Below are 19,223 nucleotides of genomic sequence, written 5' to 3'. Positions count from 1 at the left end.
AAGATTACGTGACGTATAATTAGTTACTTGACTGATGTTAAACACCTAAGGTTTGCTGACAGTTGCTCAATTATCGAAGCCTTATTTTTACACCAAATTTCAGCCAGATATTCAGTAACAGTGCCAACACTTGAAGGAAACAGAATATTCCCCGCCACTTTGGCGAAAGGGCCATCAGTTTCGAGTAAAATCCTATCTTGAGGTATCCACGATATTACTTTTTTAGCTCTGGCTGAAGTAAGCATGGCTGGCCCAATAGAAAAGAAACAGCCTAGCTCGACGGCTTCTAGAACTTGCTTCTTAGTACCTAAAAACCAATGAAGAATAGAAGTACCAGCATTGGGGTATAACTTAAGTTGTTCAAGTACTTCACCTGTCGCATTAAGACTATGGATAGTTAGTATTTTGTTATCAAAGTCTTCACATTTTTTCAAAATATGCGTGAAAACCTCTAATTGATCATCAAAGTAATCAGCATAACCTTTTGAGCCATCCAGCCCAATTTCTCCAATATATCTAGTTCTATCAACTAGCTTATCGAATAGAGGTAGTTCATTTTTCCTTAAATGAGCAAGTTGAGGGTGAAGCCCCAAAGCCGTTTTACAGTGTTTTATGCCACTTGTTAACTGAACAGTACCTTCAAAAGCTGAAGGCACCGTAGTTACTGATAGCACGTAATAATTACTGCTTTTTATGTCGTTCAATACCTCTTTATGATCTGGATATAAATCAACATGGCAATGAAGATCCATCATGATGATTTATCCGCTTGGAGAAATAATTCAACCTCTGCTAATCCTCGCTTAATAGTTGATTCTAGTTTTTCTCGTATATCTTTATCTTGTGGTATTGGTCCTGACTTTCGAAGCCAAGAACGATAATTGTCAGTCTGTTTCAACCGGATAATGGCAGTTTGAACCGCTTGGAGATCATCGCGAGTATCTTTTTCTTTAATAAGACCTCTCAACCGCTTTGTCTTGTATGGCGCATCTTGTGTAAAACCAGCATGAAAAACTGACGCTCTTCGAATAAGGCAAGGTACACAATGCCCACACTGTTTATGCTCTCTGTGCCAATGACTACAAGAAACACTCAGAGGAACTGCTTTTCTAATTGCGTCTTGATCAACACATTCCGCTAACATTTCACCTTTAGTTTTGAATTGATAGGGGTTTACAAATTTGACATGAAACCCAGTGTCTCTAAGCAAAGATTCAAGCCTGCTTAGAAAATTAGGATGAGTAGTTCTAGTACTATGGCTACCAATCCGTCTTCTGGTAAGCGGTGGATTTATAGAAATATAGCCATTCTCAGGGACGACAATAGTTTCAATACTGCTATCGCAATTAGCATTTCTTAAGGCTGATATACCAAGTACCGCCATAGCTAGGAAGTTGAAGCTTCTTCCCCTCATGCTAATGTCAGTTTTACCTTCTAAATGCTTGATAATATGAGGAGACATTGAATAGGACAATTCGCCGAATGGCGGGGATAATAAATGCTTAATATCTTCCTGTTTTGCGCCATCACCACGATAAGCGTGACTAACCAAAAGCGGTTTTAAGGCTGACTCTCCGTTTAAAATGTCAATTGCACCAACTGCGCTGTCAAGACCTCCTGAAAAAAGGCAGACTGAGTTGAGTCCAATTAATGATTTTGCTTTTGCTTTCGCTTGCTCACTTGTTTTAGGAGTCGGCATCGGCATAGTTGTTTTTTCAAAAGTAAACTGCCATTGATCGCCCGTTAGAAAGTTGAGCAAAGAACTTAGTTCAGGCTCAACAGTATTCCACATATCCTCATCGGTAACAGGAACATGTAAATGCATTTTTCTAGCCCATGCATTTTCTGCATTATCCCTCAATTCAAATGTATCAGCGGCGGTAACGGCGGTTGCAATTGTTATCAGATCTATTGCATCAGCATCTACATGCAATCCTAAATCACGAACTGTTTGTAGTAGTTGTTTTGACACCAAGCTGTGCTTAGTGATGTCATTTTGATGCGTGTGAAACATTTGGACAGGATGACAGTCTTCAGAAAAATCAGGCAAGTTAGCTGGGTCATGGTTAAAATAAAAATTAGTCATCAAAACTCTCCCATTCATCCACTGTCATTGCAATTGCATCAGCTTGAATTTTAGTAATATTTTCCTTGCTAATAGTACTAGGGTTGCCATTAGTTACTTTGTCTAACTGCTCTTGTGTGATCACTTTTATTAATTCCCTTAATTCTACTTCCATTTGATGATGCTTACTTGCAGGCTCAACATGAAACCAAGCTCTGCCCATGCCTTCAACCACATCCTGAAAAATAAGATCTGTTAAATAACAGCCTATGGCTTCTTGAATAACTTCGTCAGTAAAACTGTTTGGGTCAAATTCTTCTGTATCGGGGAGTGCTTCTTCTAGTGCGTAATCCAACGCAACTCTTACAGCATCCGAATCGGCATTATCAGGTGCCAAATGACTAGCAATTTTGTCAATTGCTTGGTCAGTCGATAACCCAGTTAGATCACCTAATGATAAGCTTTGATTATTAACCGTTACGGTGTCGCCACGCATGACACCAAGCAATCCAGAACCAGCCGTTATACCGCTTGCTAGTCTCCGGCTTGTGCTTTTACCTCCGCCAGAGCCTTTTCTAGAGTAACTTTTTAATGAACGCCTTAGATCTGAGGTTGAGCCACCTGTTTGTGCATATTTACCAAATGCTCTTCTGGCGCTGGCAAACCTATTTGGAGGTGGCGTTGCTGTTGGCGAACCACCGATTTCTTGTTGAACCTTGTCATTGTCAATATCGTTGGTATGGTCATTCTGATCATCAGATTGATTGTTATCAGAACCAGTTTGATCATCCCCATCAGTACCTGATGCAGGCTCTATTGTGACGGGATCTCCTTGCTCTGCCCAAGATGGAATTAGCGGACTCTTGTTATTCGGTCCTGTAGACGATGCGGACGTACCCATATTACTTAATTCCCTCTAGTTCTTTTAAGATTGGATTGAGCCACCTTTGACGAGGCAAGCTTTTTAAGAATGTAAGAAGACTTAAGCAACATTTATCATCCTGCTTGGCAAGTAACACGGCTCCATAGATGCCTGTTGGTTTTTCGGTCCAATCACCAATCAACTTAAAGTTTTCAATCAAACCATCCATGACTGACATGTACTCTTCCTTCGGAGTTGTGGTAATCGCAGTAGAGTTAACGCCACTGACCCTTACCTTTTGCTTCATTAATTCTTCTACAAGTTTTTGAGCAGCTCCCGACATTACCGCATTAACAGCACCCATTGGAATGCTTTCTCGGCTAAGGTATGCCGCTGGGGTCAAATCCATCTCAGTAAACATTGGAGGTAATTTTGACCATTTATCAATAAAAGCTAGGTCGAGTTTCCACTCTTCAGGTAACTTTATTTCATCAAATTCAACTTCTGAATTTTCGAGATCCGCTAAAACTTTTGGATATCCGTTTTCCTTATCAATTAATTCATAAAGCTTGTTAGTAGCCTGAGTGCCTAAGCACCTCTCAAAAATTACCAGCTTAGTGATAGTTTTCTCGTCAAGCTGCATTCCTCGACGGTGAGCCGTTTTCTTTCTCATCTTAACTTGATTGAGTAATCGCTTAACTATGCGAGGGTTACCGTTAATGTTTGTGGATTCAGCTAATAGTGGAGCTAACTGTTCAGCAACTACAAATTTGCTTCTGAGTCCTGAATGCTTTTCGATATCGTGATCCTGAAGAAGCTCATCAACGGTAATTTGTGGTTGTTTCCAAGAAAGCCTTAATGATTCTTCAAGGGCACATCTTATCGCTTCTAACTGAGCATCTGTCACTCCGTGGTCTTGAGCGGTGAGCATCATTAAATATGCCCTTATCTCAAGAACACCGGGCCTTGGTACATGCACAGGAATTTGAATAAGCTTGTCTAAATAATCAGTTTGATGTCGTTGAGATGCACCTTTGTGATATTCAGGTACTGCCAAACGGATCATGTCTTCATCGGCGGCAATGACAAATGCGGTATTTGGTAAAAATAGAAATAATCTGATCGCCTCAAGTGTTGAAATGGCATTAAATGGAGAGCAGCGATCTAAATTATCGACATAGACAATAAGTGGCTTATCAAACTCCTTTAACAGATCAGAATATGCTTTTCGGAATTCTTTAATTTCTTTAGGAGGTGAGAATGATTTCTTATCTTTGATCAAACCTTTGTTTTTCTTCGCAACATCCTTAGCGCCATCGACAGCACCTTTTACATCATCAACATCAAGTTCACCATCGTCACCACCACTGAATAGTCCCATGATCTTCTGTATACCACCCATAGTCGGTATACCAGCTAATGCTGCACCACCATTCATTAGCAGTCCCATCAGTCTGATCTTATCTATTCGTCCAGCAAACTCTATTGCTTTTGCACTTAGATTTTTATCGTCTGCTGCTTTTTTTACTAAAGTAGATGCAATTGTTTCTAATAGCGCTGCTTTAGCGTCATCGTATCCTTGGAAAGTCCATGCATCGAAATGCACTTGGATATATTCTTGTTCATCAGTTTCCAAAGATGCTTTGGTAAGTTCAAGAATCGTGGATTTTCCAGCGCCCCAATCACCAAAGACACCTATACTAATAGGCATTAATTCCTTTTCAGTGATAAGATCTTTAATCGACTCAGCCGTTTCATTAAAGTTTAAGAAGTCAATTTTTGACTCTTTATCAGACCACATAACATCTCCTTTTGTTTATTATTTTTTTGTTCCATTCTTTCAATAGTTCGATGAACCGTCGGGCGGCTAACAGAATATTTCTTCGCTAATGCAGAGATCGATTCACCATTTAATTTATCTTTATATAATTCTTTCGCTTGTTTGTCTGATAAAGCAGGCAACCTACCCATATGTTTGCCTTTAGCCTTCGCTTCTTCGCGACCTTCTGCGGTTCTGGCTTTTATAAGATCCCGCTCAAGTTGAGCGAATACTCCACATAGGTTGATCATGGCGGTGGCAAACGGATTATCATTTTTAGTATTGAGAGAGCCGTCGATAATATTTAAACAAGCCCCCTTTTTGTGGATACTTTCAATAGCCTCAAGAATAGACTTTAATGATCGGCCTAGCCGATCAAGGCGAGTAACAATTACCTCATCACCCTCCCTGATAAAATCGATGAGTTCCTTTAGCTTTTCTTCATTTCTAATGGAAGCACCTGACTGTTTTCCTTGAAATATTTTTTCACAGCCATGAGCGTCCAACTTGGACAGTTGAATATTTAAATCTTGCTCTTTAGTTGAGACTCTTGCAAAACCAACTTTCATATGTACGAAACCTGTAACTTTCGTACATCTTAACAATCAAGTGAACGAAAGTACATTAAATAAATTTCGTACATGAACGTAATAAAATATAGTTATTCGTACACAACACGGATAGAAAATGAATGACAATTCTAACTATCAAGTGACTTAATTATTCCACACGCTTCAATGGTGTTTTCAGTTGTACACAAACTTGCCATTTGTTGAAGCTCAGCTTTTAGTGCTTTGAGTTCTCTCATTCGATTGTTAACTAAGGCCAATTGTTGAGCAATGAGCTTATTAACACTTGCACAGCTTTCTTCTGGCTTATTTTTCAGTTCCATAAGGCGTTTAACATCTGTTAGAGGGATATCCAAACTTCGGCAATGCTTTATAAACTCTAATTCTTTTAAAGCCCGTTCACCGTATAACCTGTAATTCCCTTCAGTACGTTCAGGAGTTGAAAGCAACCCTTCTTTCTCGTAATACCGAATTGTTTGTATCGAACACCCTGTCGTTTTTGAAAGTTCACCTATCTTCATAAAACTTTAGTCCTAAATCTTGACTCTATAGTCACTATAGACTTTATAGTTAAGTTATCAAGCAAATAACTAAGGCCGTGCAATGAGTGGTTGTGGTTGCGAAGTCGAACTAAAAGATGCGAAACAAAAACATGTGCTGTATTGGTTGCTAGGTATTAATGCGGTTATGTTCTGCGTTGAGATTACTGTGGGCCTATATGCAAACTCAACGGCTTTGATAGCAGATTCAATGGATATGCTGGCTGACGCAATTGTCTATGGTATTGCTCTATATGCCGTGAGCCGATCTTTAAAGCATAAAGCCAATGCAGCCCTTATCAGCGGTTACTTTCAGCTGACACTCGGAATACTGGTAATCTTTGACATAGTAAGAAGACTCGGAGAAGGTGAGCCTCACTCTTGGTTCATGATCGGCTTTGGTTTTGTAGCATTAATAGCAAACGTCATTTGTTTAGTTTTAATCAGAATGCAAAGCAATGGTGAAGTCCATATGCGTGCAAGCTGGATATTTTCAGCCAACGATGTGATCGCAAACTTGGGGGTCATTGCTGCTGGTGTTTTAGTGATGCTACTTGATTCTCGCTGGCCTGACATTGTGATTGGTAGTGTGATTGCAACCCTAATTTTAAGAGGGGCTTACCTGATTATTACTGATGCGAAGAAAGAGCTGAGCAACGCAGAGTTAACAAGCGAAAACAATAGCTGTAGTGGAAGTAAATCAAAATCATGTTCTTAAAGGAGATGGATAATGAGTGCTAATTATTTAGAGAAAACACAAATATTAGACTTAGATGATCACAGCATCCAATCTCTAATAGCAGATCGGAATTGGAATACAATGGATGAATACAACACAATAGGAGCTGCTTACACCTTTGTTAAAGATGAGATTCAGTTTGGTTACAACCGCAGCGATGATATATCTGCGAGTGAAGTTTTAGCGGATGGCTATGGACAGTGCAATACCAAGGGAAACTTGTTAATGGCTCTATTCCGAGCGCTTGGTATTCAGTGCCGATTTCATGGTTTCACGATTGACCAACAGCTTCAGAAAGGCGCTATTCCTTCTTATGTATTTTGGCTTGCCCCAAAATCCATTATCCATAGCTGGGTAGAAGTGCTCTATGAAGGTAAGTGGATCAATTTAGAAGGCTTCATTCTCGACGAAGCTTACCTAAGTTCAATTCAATCCAAATTCAGTCAAGCTAAAGATAATTTTTGTGGTTATGGAATAGCTACTACCTGCATAAGTAACCCAGAGACGAACTGGGTTGGTAAAGATACTTATATTCAAAAAGAAGGCATACACGACGACTTTGGCTTTTATGACTCACCCGATGAATTCTATGCTGAGCAGGGAACCAATCTAACGGGTATTAAACGTTGGGCGTACCAAAACTTTATCCGTCATATCATTAATTGGAATGTACAAAGGCTTAGAAGAAAAAATGTAACCGCCGAGGCTCAACATGCATAACCACTCTCACGGTCATGATCACCCTCACAATGATGAGGACGCTTCGAGACGCATTGGCTGGGCTTTTTTTCTAAACCTCACGTTTACCATCATCGAATTTATCGGAGGTTGGTTAACCAATAGTACGGCAATCATGGCAGATGCTATCCATGATTTAGGAGATAGCATCTCCATAGGCACCGCATGGGGATTAAATAAGCTCAGTAACAAGCCTGCCTCTAGCCAGTTTTCATATGGTTACAAGCGCTTTTCATTGCTTGGCGCATTGATTAACGGTTTGGTATTAACTGTTGGTTCTGTTTTTATACTAATTGAGGCCATACCAAGATTAGCTAACCCCGAAATGCCTCAAGTCGAAGGAATGCTTTTATTAGCTATTTTTGGCATGGTGGTAAACGGTTACGCTGCCTATAAGCTAAGTCATGGAAAGACCTTAAATGAACGAGTTTTAAACTGGCACTTGCTTGAAGACGTTTTAGGTTGGATAGCTATATTTATTGTATCAATCGTATTGATGTTTGTTGAATGGCCCATACTCGATCCTATTTTATCAATTGGGTTTACCCTTTTTATTTTATTTAATGTTGTAAGAACACTGAAAACGACACTTATGCTCTTCTTGCAAGCGACACCAGATATTGATCTTATTGAAAATATTAAATCGAAAATAGTTTCTAAAGCCATTGTGGGTGAAGTACATCACTTACACATCTGGTCACTTGATGGTGAACACAACGTTTTAACCGCCCATATTGTTTTAAACACTGAAATATCTAACGAAGAGCTGAAATCGTACAAGCTAGAGTTGCGACAGGAGCTTAAAGAGTTTGATTTTGCTCATACAACAATTGAAATAGAGTTCATAGACGAGCAATGTCGTGACGCAAGCTAAACGATAGTGTTAACATTGGCATAACTAAGAGATAGTTGAAACGAAATGAATATTAAACAATTCCCTGCATACATCATGATAGTGCTGATATTACTTCAGTCATTTTCTGCTGTGGCAAAAGTTGCTGATGTTCATATTGTTGATTCCGAGCATATAAAAACCGAGCATGTTCATGCTTTAGATGACCACATTTCTTCTGAAAAATTAATACAATCATCAGCAGATAATGACCAACACAACCCCGCTGATTGTCATCATTGCGGACACTGCAATGGCTCGCATGTACAGTTTGCTACGCATGTTTACATCAGTAGAGACATTGATTTCAAATCAAGTCAGGTATTTGATTATTTAAAAGTAGTCATTGAAGCTCCCCCTTCCAGATTACTTCGACCTCCCAAAAGTTAGTCCTTTTATTTAATTGGCGCGTTAGGCGGTGAAGCCAACGCTCGTTTCATAAAATAAACAGGACAAAATATGAATATGTCTTATTTTAAGGCCCCCGTACTTGCTTGGAAGAAAGTAAAACGGTTGCTTCTGTTGTCGTTTTTAGTGACAACTAATAATGTATTTGCAAATGACTTAACTGTTGATTCAGTTTCATTGTCAGAGGCAATACAACGAACACTTGCAAACAACCCACAGCTAACAGCTTTTAAATACAAACAAAAGCGTTTAGACGGCGAGTTAGCTACCGCAGGGTTAAAACCTGAATATAACGTCAGCGCTGAATTGGAAAACTTTGCAGGTACAGGTGATGTATCTGGATTCAGCGACGCTGAACTTACCTTATCAATATCTTCCGTGGTGGAATTGGGAGATAAGGTAAATAGCAGAAAGCTTTATGTTAATGCCCAACAGCAAGCAATAGCTGTTGAAAAAAGAATACAAACACTCGATATTTTGGGTGAAGTAGCAGCTCGCTATATCGATGTTTTGACGTTACAGCAAATCATGCTCGTCAATGAAAATGCAGAAAAGCTAGCACGAGAAACCTATCAAACTGTCTCCAAAAAAGTTCGTGTTGGTTCGGCACCGTCATCAGAGCAAAAACGAGCTGATGCAGCTTTAGCAACAGCTCGACTAAAGACGCTAACCATTTCCAAGCAGTTAGAGGCCAGTGTTCGTAAGTTAGCTATTATGTGGGGAGAACAATCACCGCAATTCTCTCGTGTATCAGGCGATTTATTTGCACTTCCCAAAACAATATCACTCGAATACATCATGGCTCAACTTTCTCAAAGTCCTCATATATTAGCTTATGCAGAGCAATCGAGAATTCAGCAAGCTCAATTACAATCAATCAACGCACAAAGCCACGCTAATATAACGTGGAGCGCAGGTGTGAAAAGACTTGAAGGTAGCAATGAGACTGCGTTGGTTGCAGGAATTAGCGTCCCTCTGTTTACGAGTGATAGAAATAGAGGCAGCTATCAATCTCAAAAAGCAAAACTCGATGAAGTTGAGCAGCAACGGAAAGCCAGTGAGCGAGCAATTTACAGCCAATTAGCGACATTTTATGCGGCTCAGGAAGAGGCTCGCCTTACGGTTGAAACCTTACAAACCAGTATTATTCCGCCTCAAGAAAGTGCTTTGTCATTAGTGCAAAAAGCCTATTCGGACGGGCGCTTTAGTTATTTAGAGCTAGTTTCAGTTCAAAAAGAGCTTATTGAGATGCAATATGCGCTTATTTTTGCCGCAAGTGAGGTTCACAAACAAAGCGCCTCCATTGAGTCCTTATCAGGCATTCCATTAATTTCTTCCGGCAATACAGAAAGCCAACTTTCAAGCTTTATTGAGAATTAATCATGAAAAAGAAAAATATATTAAATTCACCAATCAGCCTTTTCAAATTAATGCTTGTTGCTGTAATTGGTTTCACCTCCATCACGACCTCAGCCAGTGAAGAACACAAAGATGAAATAGTCTCTATGTCTGTTGAGATGGCTAAACAAAACAGCATTGAAACAGTAGCAGCAACTAGCGGTGTTATTCATAACGAAGAAGTTGTATATGGAAAAATCGTTGCCGATCCTGCCTCACTTGCGCACGTTAACGCTAGATTCGATGGTGTTATTAAGGAAGTAAAAGTCAATCTCGGCGAAGAGGTCAAAAAAGGTGAAACGTTGGTAGTGATTGAATCCAATGAGAGCTTAAATCAATATTCGATAAAAGCACCAATGTCTGGGCGTATAGTCGCTAGGCAAGCCAATATTGGCGAGCTTACAAATGGTGAAAACTTGCTGACAATAGCCAATTTTGACGTGGTTTGGGCACAACTATCAGTGTTTCCTACTCAGCTAAGTAAGGTTAACGCTAACCAGCAGGTGCTAATTCATAGCACTGAATTTAATCAAAGTGCGCAAATTAGCTATTTAACACCATCACTAAACGACAAGCCATACTCATTGGCATTTGTAAAATTGGATAACAAAACCAACAAGTGGCCGCTTGGCACTGTAATTAAAGGTGCGGTTACGACCAGTCAACACTCTGCTCCAGTTGTTGTGCCAAAAGGAGCCATTCAAGAGTTTGAAGGCAAAGATGTTGTTTTTATTAAAGAAGGCAATGAATACCACCCTAGCGCCGTAAAAACTGGCGCTTCAGACGCTATCAATATTGCTATCATCGACGGTTTGAACGTCGGCGAAAGTGTGGTTGTAAAGAACAGTTATCTGCTAGTTGCTGATCTAAAAAAATCGGAGGCTGGACATGAACACTAATCTCCGACCTTTTTGTCCTCTACATATTGGCTTCAGTATTATCGAGGTGAAAATATGATCGCTTGGATACTAGAATTATCTATCCGTAGACGTGGTACTATGTTGCTTATGGCCTTGTTTATCATCGCTTTAGGAATATGGAACTATCAGAAGCTACCTATTGACGCTGTGCCAGATATAACCAATGTACAGGTACAAATAAACACGCAGGCTCAAGGTTATTCACCTTTGGAAACAGAGCAACGGATTACGTTTATCGTCGAAACGGGCTTGGCGGGTTTACCTAAGCTGGATTATACCCGTTCACTTTCTCGATATGGCCTGTCGCAAGTGACTGTTGTGTTTGAAGAAGGCACAGATTTGTATTTTGCCAGAAACCTAATCAATGAGCGACTTAGCGCAATTAAGGAGCAACTACCGTTTGGCATTGAACCAGAAATGGGACCAATTGCTACGGGCCTCGGTGAAATATACATGTACAGTATAACTGCCGACGAAAGTGCAAAGCAGAATAATGGCTTACCCTATGATGCGATGGCGTTAAGGGAGATCCATGACTGGGTAGTGAAACCACAACTTGCATTGGTTAAAGGGATTACGGAAATCAATGCAATTGGTGGCTATAAAAAGCAATACCATATCAATCCCGATCCGTTAAGGATGTTGCACTTCGGTATTACCAGTGAAGCACTATCAAATGCAATAATGCGAAATAATGCAAATCAAGGGGCTGGATTCATCGAAAGAAGCGGACAGCAAATTCTTGTTCGTTCACAAGCTCAGTTGCAATCTATTCAAGACATCCAAAACGTCATTATAAAAAGCGACGACGGCACACTTGTAAAAGTTAAAGATGTCGCCGAAGTTGCGATAGGAAAAGAGCTAAGGACAGGAGCTGCATCACTGGAAGGCAAGGAAAGTGTGATTGGCACCGCAATGATGCTGGTAGGAGAAAATTCACGCTCGGTGGCATTGGCTGTTGGTGACAAGCTTAGTGAAATCCAAAACAGTTTACCTCAAGGCGTGTCCATAGTTCCCTTATATGACAGGACAACTCTGGTTGATAAAGCAATTAGCACCGTACAGAAAAATCTTATTGAAGGTGCATTACTGGTTATCTTCGTATTGTTCCTATTACTGGGTAACATACGCGCCGCTTTGATTACCGCCGCAGTAATTCCTTTGGCAATGTTGGCAACAATCACGGGCATGGTTCAAAGCAAAGTCTCTGCGAATTTAATGAGTCTGGGAGCCTTAGATTTTGGATTGATTGTCGATGGCGCGGTAATAATCGTTGAGAACTGCATTAGGCGGTTAGCAGAAAGCCAAAAACGAAATAGTTCTGTCATTTCCCTGAAAGAACGCCTAGACATTGTTTATTCTGCTACCAATGAGGTTATACGACCTAGTGTTTTTGGCGTATTGATCATAACGATTGTCTATTTACCTTTGTTTACCTTATCGGGTGTCGAGGGCAAAATGTTTCATCCGATGGCCGCAACGGTGATAATCGCTCTATTGTCTGCAATGGTATTTACCTTCACGCTAGTCCCCGCTGCGGTTGCTTTATTCTTGAAAGGCAAAATCAGCGAAAAAGAAAGTCCAGTAATTGTCGGCGCTAAGTCAGTTTATAGTCCTGTTTTGAAGTGGGCTTTAAAACTACGTTGGCTAGTTGTTTGCGGCGCTGCTTTACTTGTGACATTTAGCATATTACTTGGTAGTAAATTAGGATCTGAATTTGTTCCTCAACTTAATGAAGGTGACATTGCACTGCACGCGATGCGTATTCCGGGCACGGGTATTGACCAAGCTGTAGAAATGCAGAAGGTACTTGAACAACAAATTATGAAATATGATGAAGTTGTTACGGTGTTTTCAAAAACGGGCACAGCAGAAGTTGCGACAGACGCGATGCCGCCAAATGTGACTGATACTTTTCTGATATTAAAGCCGAGAGAGCAATGGCCCGACCCTAATTTAACGAAAGAGGATTTTGTTGAAAGGCTGGAAAAAGATCTCAGCTCTATTCCCGGCAATAATTATGAGTTTACTCAACCAATTCAGATGCGATTTAACGAATTAATTAGCGGAGTAAGAGCTGATTTAGGGATTAAGCTCTACGGTGATGATCTATCCCAACTTGTCATTTCTGCACAAGAAGTTTTGGCTACACTCAATACAATTTCAGGTGTTGCTGATGCGCGGCTCGAACAAGTTGATGACGTGCCTATCTTTACCGTTAACCCCAAGCCTGAAGCATTAGCGCTATACGGGTTGGATGCAAGCGACTTACAGTCTTGGTTAAAAACAGTCGTGTCAGGTGAAGGCGCAGGGTTAATATTCGAAGGTGATCGTCGATTTGAAATTGTAGTTAGATATCCTGAGCTGTTGAGAGCCAACCTTGATCAGCTAGGTAATTTGCCAATCGCGACAGAAAGTGGTGAGTTTGTACCTGTAAGCGAAGTTGCAGAGTTAAATTATACGACAGTTCCAAGTCAAATAAGCCGAGAAAATGGTAAGCGACGAATTGTAATTACAGCAAATGTTAGAAACCGAGATCTAGGCTCATTCGTACAAGAGGCACAGCAAAAAATTCAACAAAATGTTGAATTGCCTGCTGGTTATTGGCTTGAGTACGGCGGAACATTTGAGCAACTTGAGAGTGCAACGCAAAGATTATCCATCGTAGTACCTGCCACATTGTTTGTAATTTTGACACTGCTTGTCATAGCATTTAGTTCAATAAAAGATGCCCTGATCATATTTAGTGGTGTGCCTTTAGCACTTACAGGCGGCGTATTGGCTTTGTGGTTAAGAGACATGCCTCTTTCAATTTCTGCTGCTGTTGGATTTATCGCTCTTTCAGGGATAGCTGTATTAAATGGACTGGTGATGCTGTCATTCATTAAACAGCGATTACTTGAAACAGGAGAGCTAATAAACTCAATTATCGAAGGTGCAACTATCAGGCTTCGCCCTGTATTAATGACCGCTTTGGTTGCTAGCTTAGGTTTCATTCCTATGGCATTAAACGTCGGAACTGGGGCTGAAGTTCAGAGGCCATTAGCAACGGTGGTAATTGGAGGGATTATTTCCTCTACTTTACTTACTTTAGTTGTTTTGCCTGTTCTATATAGAATTGTTTACAGTAAATACAAATCTTAACTTTAATTTAGAGGCTTCTCGTAATGTTTTCGAGAAGCCTTTTGTTAAGTTACTTTTGCTCGTTCAGGTGTGTAAAAAGACCTATTTAAAACTAAATTACTTTTAAGACGCCGCGATACATTTGTATCTGACAATGAAACTCATGCTCTCCCTGTGACAAGTTTAATAAGGTAATTTGAGTAATTTCATTTAACTTAAGCTGTTCGCTTATATCCAATGAAGGAATAAGCATTATTTCAGCGCAGGGGGATTGCTCTTTATGACCGTTATGAACGCACGTCATTATTGCTAATTGCGCAGATTATGAATGAAACTGGTAAACGGATTATCATTTTTTGTACTGACAGAACCATTAATAATCTTTGAACAATCGCCCCGTTTGTGAGTACTTTCAATGTCCTCAAGAATAGACTTTAATGATCGGCCTAGCCGATCAAGGCGAGTAACTATTACCTCATCACCCTACCTGATGAAATCGATTAGCTTCTTTAACTTTTTTCATTTCTAACCGAAGTACCAGACACATTGCCTTATAATATTTTTTTACAACCATAATAGCCCAACTGAACAGTTGAGCATTCAAATCTTGTTCTCTAGTAGATACTCTTGCAAAACCACTTTCATGTGTAGGAAACTTTTAGCTTTCGAACATGAACGAGATAAAAGATCAATATTCGTTCATTTAAAAAGTGAAATAAATGACAACTCTAACTATCAAGATTAATTCTTCCACATGCTTTAACTGTGTCTTCACTTGTACACGAGCTTACATTTGTTGAAGCTCAGCTTGTAGTACTTTGAGTTCCCACATTAGATTGTTAACTAAAGCCAATTCCGCCTGTGTCTATCACAAGTTCAAAACTCAAACTCTAAATATAAGCTGATTTGATCTCCTTCAAAGAAGATTTTTTGCCCATAAACTCTTACACCGAAATGTGTAGATTAGTACTGATTCACAATAATTGCGCTGAAATTGAGTCAATCGTATTACAAATACTCTTATTGATACTGGCTCATTACTTGCAATTTTTCGAGAACATGACCACATGTAGAGAATAATAGGCTAACAGTGGGAAATATTTACACTATCAATGTAAGGATTACTTATGAAATACTCAAGATTTGCTGCAATGATCATCACCTCAACCATTGCTATGTTTGTCATGATGTATCTCAACACTTACGCAGTATCACATATATGGTTTAGTGAAACGCGTATCTATATGTCGTTGTATATGGGAGCAGGTATGGCAATGATCATGCTGGCCTTTATGCTTGGCATGTACAGTAACAAGAAGCTCAACATGGCTATTTTTCTATTGGCGACAATACTGTTCGCCATATGTCTTTATCTTGTTCGCTCTCAAAGCACAATTTCTGACACTGCCTACATGAAAGCGATGATTCCTCATCACTCCATTGCTATTCTTACTAGTGAGCATTCAACTTTGGAGGATGTACGCGTGCGTGAATTGGCAAATGGTATTATTAAAGCCCAACGAAAAGAAATAAAAGAAATGGAATGGCTGATTAAGGATATTTCTGAAAATGGAAAGGTCAGCTCACAAGCTCAGGCTGAGCAACGACCGCTCCCAAAGTTTGAAGGCACACTGAACAAAGGAGGCTAAGATGACTAAGACAGCTACCCTGTACAGAATGGTCACTGACGAACATATCTGCCCCTATGGTTTAAGGTCGAAAGATTTGCTGGAGAGGCAAGGGTATGATGTAGAAGATCATAAGCTCACGTCAAGACAACAAGCTGATGACTTCAAAGATAAGCATGATGTCAAAACTACGCCACAAACCTTTATTGAAGGAAAGCGTGTCGGAGGATACGATGACTTAAGAGAGTATTTTGGTAAAGATGAAGCAGGTCAAACTGGCACAACCTACACGCCAGTTGTAGCCATTTTCTCGATAGCTGCACTTCTTGCTGTCGCATCTCAACATTTTGCTTCCGGCTCATTTATCTCCATCAGAACACTGATGCTATTTATAGCTTTTTCAATGACGCTCTTAGCGGTGCAAAAACTGAAAGACCTATACAGTTTCACAAATTCGTTTATTACTTATGATTTACTAGCGATGAGATGGATAAGATATGGTTATATTTATCCCTTCATTGAAGCATATGCAGGTATTGGTATGGTTGCCCAACTACAGCCTCTCGCAGTGGCACCATTTTCATTGTTTATCGGCACAGTTGGAGCAATTTCAGTTTTCAAAGCCGTTTACATTGACAAACGCCAGTTAAAGTGTGCCTGTGTAGGCGGCGATAGCAGTGTGCCACTTGGATTTGTATCGCTATCTGAAAACTTATTTATGATCGCGGGAGCATTGATTATGCTGCTGATGTAAAGGTATAGCTCTATTCGGCGGCCCCTTAACTGTTAAGATTAGACCTAGGATGCCAGCCCACACCTTTCTAATCCATATGTAACATTTTTTTCTGTCGTACTGGCATCAAGATAACCAGAACTGAGCAAACAATCTCAAAGGTTGTACAAAATAACACTAAAGCTTTTTCATTAAGTTTTATTGTTATGCTCTTGTGGTGGCTTTCGCCACCACTTTATTAGTTTTCAAGTTCCACCATATCTTTCGCTGCAATGTCACCAGACACTAGCTTTACAGTTGCGAAATGATCATTCACAATTTTAGTAATTTGTACCGTTCCTACCTTTTCGATAGTGTAGGGATCTTCACCTTCACTCAATACTATTCTTTCATGGAATCTAATAACACTGTATTTTTGCCCAACCTCTGCGCCATGCTTAGCACCAATACAGATTAGAGTTCGATTATCAGAACTTTCTACTACCTGACCTCTCATCATGTATTTATGATAAAAAGTGGTATTGGAACAACCCACTAAATATAAACCGAATGTAAGCAATAAAAGAGCTTTTATATAGGGTGTTTTCATCACTGTTACCTCATTTGACTAACTAATTATCTATACACTTTTTTATGAATTCATTTGTTTTTCCGGCCAGCCCCCGAAGGTGCTTGATGACAACTCCAAGGCTTATGAACAGAGTTATCTTTGATGTTCTGATCAACAAATTTATAGTAACTTTCTTTAGTATGTGTCCACCAATCATCATGAACATCTGCGCCATACTTACGGATTACCTCCTCAATCCCATCAAGGCTTACGTTTGCGGCATCATAGGCAAGGTGTATTTCACCTTCTTTGATGTTGTAACTAACTTCATCTATACCAAAAAGCTGATCTATTTCTTTTACTAACTCGTCACAGCTTTCTTCTGTGACATGGCTAAGCTTTAGATTTCGAACAACTAAATTTTGCTCTCTAACGCCAACTCTATGATCTAAATCGCTCATAATTTTTCTCCTAATGTTTGTGTGAATGCTGTTGATTGCTATCTTTCATTTCTTCCATTTTCCGGTTCATCTGCGGCATCATGTTCTCCATCATTTCTAAATGATGTTCAGTCATCTTGATTTGTTGATGCATTGGCATTTCTTCCATGTTTTTGTGCATGGATTGCATCATCTTCATCATTGAACGGTGATGTTCAACCATCATCTGCTGTTGCTTGTCAGGATCTTTTTCAGTTTTAATGGCATGGACTTCCTTTTTCATTTCCATCATCTTTTTATGCATTTCTCCCATGTTCTCATGTGGTATTGTCATGCCTTGATGCATACCAGCTTTGTTCGCACCTTCATGTTTATGCTCATTGTTTTGGGCAAATAAGCTAGTGGTTATCAGTAGTGAACCAATAAATAAAATTGATTTAATTAACGTTTTCATGATTTTTACCTTCTACACTTTTATTAAAACTTGGGATCCAACTTGGTGTCGATTCCATATACCTGTGGTACTCCGAACCAAATTCAGCAATCGCCTGTGCTTCTTCGCGTTTCGCTAGCTTGACGTAAACAACGACTAAGATCGGAAACATCGCAAGTGTTGGGATTGTCGGCCACTGCAATAAAAAGCCGAACATGATTAGAATGAAAGCTACATACTGTGGGTGGCGACATCTTGCATACCATCCAGTTGTAGCCAATTGATGATGTTTTTGCGCGTGATGCAATACATTCCATGCTGAAGACAACATAAAGAAACCTGCAACAATAAACACCATACTCACTATATGAAATGGGTCCCAATGGGCATCACCTTGAAATCCAAAGAAAGTATGTAATAAATGCCCATTTTCATGCGCAAAGAAATTTACTTCTGGATAGGTCTCCGTCAGCCACCCCGACAGAAAATAGATAGTTAAAGGAAAGCCATACATTTCAGTAAATAGGGCAACAATAAAGGCAGAGAACGCGCTTAGACTTCTCCAATCAGTTGATGTTTTTGGTTTGACAAAACTAAAGGCAAAAAAGATAAAAATTGCTGAGTTCAGTATCACCATTGACCATAAGCCATAATCATATGTTTCATTCATCACTGCTCTCCTTTTTATGTGATTCCTTACGTGCCTTTTCTAAGCCTTGTATGTAGCCATCGCGATAGGCTGCATTTTTATCCGTGAGTTCTTGAAAGCTCTCTTCCTTTTTTTCATCAGGCGCATGTGAATGATCGTGACCATGTTTACCATGACTGCCATGCATAAATACGTGCATCAAGGGGCATAGCAATAAAATCAAGTAGGGAAGAAATTGCAGCGTATGTTGACCATGCTCAAGCACTAAGAAGTAGGTCACTGCGGCAATAAGTGCCAGTGCAGCCCAGCCTGTAGGTGTTGACCAAAAATTAGGGTGTTGATTTTTCATATTGCCCTCCTAAACGACTTTTAAGACACCGCGATACATTTGCATCTGACAGTGAAACTCATGCTCTCCCGGTGACAAGTTTAATAAGGTAATTTGAGTAATTTCATTTAACTTAAGCTGTTCGCTTATATCCAATGAAGGAATAAGCATTGTTTCAGCGCAGGGGGATTGATCTTTGCGTATAAACTTCAAGGTAACAGGTTGGCTAGCAGACACCTGAATTGAGGATGGGGAATACACGCCATCCCTCACTTCAATGAGTACTTCATTACCTTGAACGATTGTTTTATTGGGTTTATATAGCCAAAACCACCAAACAATCAGCGCGATTAACATTAAGCCTAATAAGTTAATTAACATCATCGCTCT

Annotated in this window: 23 protein-coding genes; 9 read left to right on the top strand and 14 right to left on the bottom strand. The window is 39.8% G+C overall.

Going from position 1 to position 19,223, the window contains the following annotated elements:
* Positions 1–23: 23 nt before the first annotated feature.
* The 6 genes from qatD to cadR form a co-directional block, all read right to left on the bottom strand.
* Positions 24–755, bottom strand: a complete 732-nt coding sequence (qatD, locus tag LPA49_RS05740) for a Qat anti-phage system TatD family nuclease QatD (RefSeq protein ID WP_016708224.1) — start codon at positions 753–755, stop codon at positions 24–26.
* The gene (gene qatC / locus LPA49_RS05735; RefSeq protein ID WP_016708225.1) at positions 752–2,086 is read right to left on the bottom strand and encodes a Qat anti-phage system QueC-like protein QatC; all 1,335 of its coding nucleotides are present in this window, start codon (positions 2,084–2,086) and stop codon (positions 752–754) included. The genes qatD and qatC overlap by 4 nt, the downstream gene beginning before the upstream one ends.
* Positions 2,079–2,966: a hypothetical protein gene (locus tag LPA49_RS05730; protein ID WP_016708226.1), complete on the bottom strand. Its 888-nt coding sequence runs from the start codon at positions 2,964–2,966 to the stop codon at positions 2,079–2,081. The genes qatC and LPA49_RS05730 overlap by 8 nt, the downstream gene beginning before the upstream one ends.
* Position 2,967: 1 nt before the next feature.
* Positions 2,968–4,728, bottom strand: coding sequence for a P-loop NTPase fold protein (locus tag LPA49_RS05725; RefSeq protein WP_016708227.1), 1,761 nt, complete (start codon positions 4,726–4,728; stop codon positions 2,968–2,970).
* Positions 4,692–5,315 carry a recombinase family protein gene (locus LPA49_RS05720; RefSeq protein ID WP_016708228.1) on the bottom strand — a complete coding sequence of 208 codons (624 nt, stop codon included), beginning with the start codon at positions 5,313–5,315 and terminating at the stop codon, positions 4,692–4,694. Before LPA49_RS05720 ends, LPA49_RS05725 begins: the two co-directional genes overlap by 37 nt.
* Positions 5,316–5,446: 131 nt before the next feature.
* Complete coding sequence (cadR, locus tag LPA49_RS05715; RefSeq protein ID WP_016708229.1) at positions 5,447–5,836, bottom strand: Cd(II)/Pb(II)-responsive transcriptional regulator; 390 nt, start codon at positions 5,834–5,836, stop codon at positions 5,447–5,449.
* Positions 5,837–5,918: 82 nt separating this feature from the next.
* Here cadR and LPA49_RS05710 point away from each other — a divergent pair, with 82 nt between their 5' ends.
* The 7 genes from LPA49_RS05710 to LPA49_RS05680 all read left to right on the top strand — a co-directional run bounded on the left by LPA49_RS05710 (position 5,919) and on the right by LPA49_RS05680 (position 14,093).
* Positions 5,919–6,572, top strand: a complete 654-nt coding sequence (locus LPA49_RS05710; RefSeq protein ID WP_016708230.1) for a cation transporter — start codon at positions 5,919–5,921, stop codon at positions 6,570–6,572.
* Positions 6,573–6,584: 12 nt separating this feature from the next.
* The gene (locus LPA49_RS05705; RefSeq protein ID WP_016708231.1) at positions 6,585–7,313 is read left to right on the top strand and encodes a transglutaminase family protein; all 729 of its coding nucleotides are present in this window, start codon (positions 6,585–6,587) and stop codon (positions 7,311–7,313) included.
* Positions 7,306–8,205, top strand: coding sequence for a cation diffusion facilitator family transporter (locus LPA49_RS05700; protein WP_016708232.1), 900 nt, complete (start codon positions 7,306–7,308; stop codon positions 8,203–8,205). Before LPA49_RS05705 ends, LPA49_RS05700 begins: the two co-directional genes overlap by 8 nt.
* 75 nt (positions 8,206–8,280) lie before the next feature.
* On the top strand, positions 8,281–8,613 hold the full coding sequence (locus LPA49_RS05695; protein WP_227006811.1) for a hypothetical protein: 333 nt from the start codon (positions 8,281–8,283) through the stop codon (positions 8,611–8,613).
* A gap of 69 nt (positions 8,614–8,682) precedes the next feature.
* Entirely contained in the window at positions 8,683–10,011 is a 1,329-nt protein-coding gene (locus LPA49_RS05690; protein WP_029216105.1) for a TolC family protein, read from the top strand.
* A 2-nt stretch (positions 10,012–10,013) separates the two neighbouring features.
* Complete coding sequence (locus LPA49_RS05685) at positions 10,014–10,928, top strand: efflux RND transporter periplasmic adaptor subunit (RefSeq protein ID WP_016708235.1); 915 nt, start codon at positions 10,014–10,016, stop codon at positions 10,926–10,928.
* Positions 10,929–10,982: 54 nt separating this feature from the next.
* On the top strand, positions 10,983–14,093 hold the full coding sequence (locus LPA49_RS05680) for an efflux RND transporter permease subunit (protein ID WP_016708236.1): 3,111 nt from the start codon (positions 10,983–10,985) through the stop codon (positions 14,091–14,093).
* 91 nt (positions 14,094–14,184) lie between these two features.
* Here LPA49_RS05680 and LPA49_RS05675 read toward each other — a convergent pair whose 3' ends face one another.
* Positions 14,185–14,325: a cupredoxin domain-containing protein gene (locus LPA49_RS05675; RefSeq protein WP_229677580.1), complete on the bottom strand. Its 141-nt coding sequence runs from the start codon at positions 14,323–14,325 to the stop codon at positions 14,185–14,187.
* Positions 14,326–14,381: 56 nt separating this feature from the next.
* Positions 14,382–14,501, bottom strand: a complete 120-nt coding sequence (locus LPA49_RS22390) for a hypothetical protein (RefSeq protein ID WP_353683143.1) — start codon at positions 14,499–14,501, stop codon at positions 14,382–14,384.
* A 698-nt stretch (positions 14,502–15,199) separates the two neighbouring features.
* Here LPA49_RS22390 and LPA49_RS05670 point away from each other — a divergent pair.
* A complete protein-coding gene (locus tag LPA49_RS05670; protein ID WP_016708237.1) occupies positions 15,200–15,721 on the top strand; it encodes a DUF305 domain-containing protein in 522 nt (173 codons plus the stop codon).
* A gap of 1 nt (position 15,722) precedes the next feature.
* Entirely contained in the window at positions 15,723–16,454 is a 732-nt protein-coding gene (locus LPA49_RS05665) for a MauE/DoxX family redox-associated membrane protein (RefSeq protein ID WP_016708238.1), read from the top strand.
* Between the two features lie 217 nt (positions 16,455–16,671).
* On the opposite strand, the gene LPA49_RS05660 is transcribed toward LPA49_RS05665, so the two are convergent.
* Genes LPA49_RS05660 through LPA49_RS05635 form a run of 6 tightly spaced genes read right to left on the bottom strand, consistent with a single transcriptional unit; the run spans position 16,672 to position 19,217 of the window.
* Positions 16,672–17,022 carry a hypothetical protein gene (locus LPA49_RS05660; RefSeq protein WP_004589646.1) on the bottom strand — a complete coding sequence of 117 codons (351 nt, stop codon included), beginning with the start codon at positions 17,020–17,022 and terminating at the stop codon, positions 16,672–16,674.
* 50 nt (positions 17,023–17,072) lie between these two features.
* The gene (locus tag LPA49_RS05655; RefSeq protein ID WP_016708239.1) at positions 17,073–17,444 is read right to left on the bottom strand and encodes a hypothetical protein; all 372 of its coding nucleotides are present in this window, start codon (positions 17,442–17,444) and stop codon (positions 17,073–17,075) included.
* Positions 17,445–17,454: 10 nt separating this feature from the next.
* Positions 17,455–17,877, bottom strand: coding sequence for a hypothetical protein (locus LPA49_RS05650; RefSeq protein ID WP_016708240.1), 423 nt, complete (start codon positions 17,875–17,877; stop codon positions 17,455–17,457).
* On the bottom strand, positions 17,861–18,526 hold the full coding sequence (locus LPA49_RS05645; protein ID WP_016708241.1) for an isoprenylcysteine carboxylmethyltransferase family protein: 666 nt from the start codon (positions 18,524–18,526) through the stop codon (positions 17,861–17,863). The genes LPA49_RS05650 and LPA49_RS05645 overlap by 17 nt, the downstream gene beginning before the upstream one ends.
* Complete coding sequence (locus LPA49_RS05640; protein ID WP_016708242.1) at positions 18,519–18,854, bottom strand: DUF2933 domain-containing protein; 336 nt, start codon at positions 18,852–18,854, stop codon at positions 18,519–18,521. Before LPA49_RS05640 ends, LPA49_RS05645 begins: the two co-directional genes overlap by 8 nt.
* Before the next feature lie 9 nt (positions 18,855–18,863).
* Positions 18,864–19,217 (bottom strand): cupredoxin domain-containing protein, encoded by a 354-nt coding sequence (locus LPA49_RS05635; RefSeq protein ID WP_045979597.1) that lies wholly within the window; start codon positions 19,215–19,217, stop codon positions 18,864–18,866.
* Positions 19,218–19,223 lie beyond the last annotated feature (6 nt).

Origin of the sequence: Pseudoalteromonas sp. MB41, assembly GCF_020966275.1 — a bacterium.
Lineage (GTDB): Bacteria > Pseudomonadota > Gammaproteobacteria > Enterobacterales > Alteromonadaceae > Pseudoalteromonas > Pseudoalteromonas lipolytica.
Note: the sequence above shows the minus strand (reverse complement) of the source record. Positions and strands in the feature narration are given on the sequence as shown.

Excerpts from the sequence above, each read along its gene's own strand:
- qatD (WP_016708224.1), bottom strand. The coding sequence starts at position 755 with ATGATGGATCTTCATTGCCATGTTGATTTATATCCAGATCATAAAGAG.
- qatC (WP_016708225.1), bottom strand. The coding sequence starts at position 2,086 with ATGACTAATTTTTATTTTAACCATGACCCAGCTAACTTGCCTGATTTT.
- LPA49_RS05730 (WP_016708226.1), bottom strand. The coding sequence starts at position 2,966 with ATGGGTACGTCCGCATCGTCTACAGGACCGAATAACAAGAGTCCGCTA.
- LPA49_RS05725 (WP_016708227.1), bottom strand. The coding sequence starts at position 4,728 with ATGTGGTCTGATAAAGAGTCAAAAATTGACTTCTTAAACTTTAATGAA.
- LPA49_RS05720 (WP_016708228.1), bottom strand. The coding sequence starts at position 5,315 with ATGAAAGTTGGTTTTGCAAGAGTCTCAACTAAAGAGCAAGATTTAAAT.
- cadR (WP_016708229.1), bottom strand. The coding sequence starts at position 5,836 with ATGAAGATAGGTGAACTTTCAAAAACGACAGGGTGTTCGATACAAACA.
- LPA49_RS05710 (WP_016708230.1), top strand. The coding sequence starts at position 5,919 with ATGAGTGGTTGTGGTTGCGAAGTCGAACTAAAAGATGCGAAACAAAAA.
- LPA49_RS05705 (WP_016708231.1), top strand. The coding sequence starts at position 6,585 with ATGAGTGCTAATTATTTAGAGAAAACACAAATATTAGACTTAGATGAT.
- LPA49_RS05700 (WP_016708232.1), top strand. The coding sequence starts at position 7,306 with ATGCATAACCACTCTCACGGTCATGATCACCCTCACAATGATGAGGAC.
- LPA49_RS05695 (WP_227006811.1), top strand. The coding sequence starts at position 8,281 with ATGATAGTGCTGATATTACTTCAGTCATTTTCTGCTGTGGCAAAAGTT.
- LPA49_RS05690 (WP_029216105.1), top strand. The coding sequence starts at position 8,683 with ATGAATATGTCTTATTTTAAGGCCCCCGTACTTGCTTGGAAGAAAGTA.
- LPA49_RS05685 (WP_016708235.1), top strand. The coding sequence starts at position 10,014 with ATGAAAAAGAAAAATATATTAAATTCACCAATCAGCCTTTTCAAATTA.
- LPA49_RS05680 (WP_016708236.1), top strand. The coding sequence starts at position 10,983 with ATGATCGCTTGGATACTAGAATTATCTATCCGTAGACGTGGTACTATG.
- LPA49_RS05675 (WP_229677580.1), bottom strand. The coding sequence starts at position 14,325 with ATGCTTATTCCTTCATTGGATATAAGCGAACAGCTTAAGTTAAATGAA.
- LPA49_RS05670 (WP_016708237.1), top strand. The coding sequence starts at position 15,200 with ATGAAATACTCAAGATTTGCTGCAATGATCATCACCTCAACCATTGCT.
- LPA49_RS05665 (WP_016708238.1), top strand. The coding sequence starts at position 15,723 with ATGACTAAGACAGCTACCCTGTACAGAATGGTCACTGACGAACATATC.
- LPA49_RS05660 (WP_004589646.1), bottom strand. The coding sequence starts at position 17,022 with ATGAAAACACCCTATATAAAAGCTCTTTTATTGCTTACATTCGGTTTA.
- LPA49_RS05655 (WP_016708239.1), bottom strand. The coding sequence starts at position 17,444 with ATGAGCGATTTAGATCATAGAGTTGGCGTTAGAGAGCAAAATTTAGTT.
- LPA49_RS05650 (WP_016708240.1), bottom strand. The coding sequence starts at position 17,877 with ATGAAAACGTTAATTAAATCAATTTTATTTATTGGTTCACTACTGATA.
- LPA49_RS05645 (WP_016708241.1), bottom strand. The coding sequence starts at position 18,526 with ATGAATGAAACATATGATTATGGCTTATGGTCAATGGTGATACTGAAC.
- LPA49_RS05640 (WP_016708242.1), bottom strand. The coding sequence starts at position 18,854 with ATGAAAAATCAACACCCTAATTTTTGGTCAACACCTACAGGCTGGGCT.
- LPA49_RS05635 (WP_045979597.1), bottom strand. The coding sequence starts at position 19,217 with ATGATGTTAATTAACTTATTAGGCTTAATGTTAATCGCGCTGATTGTT.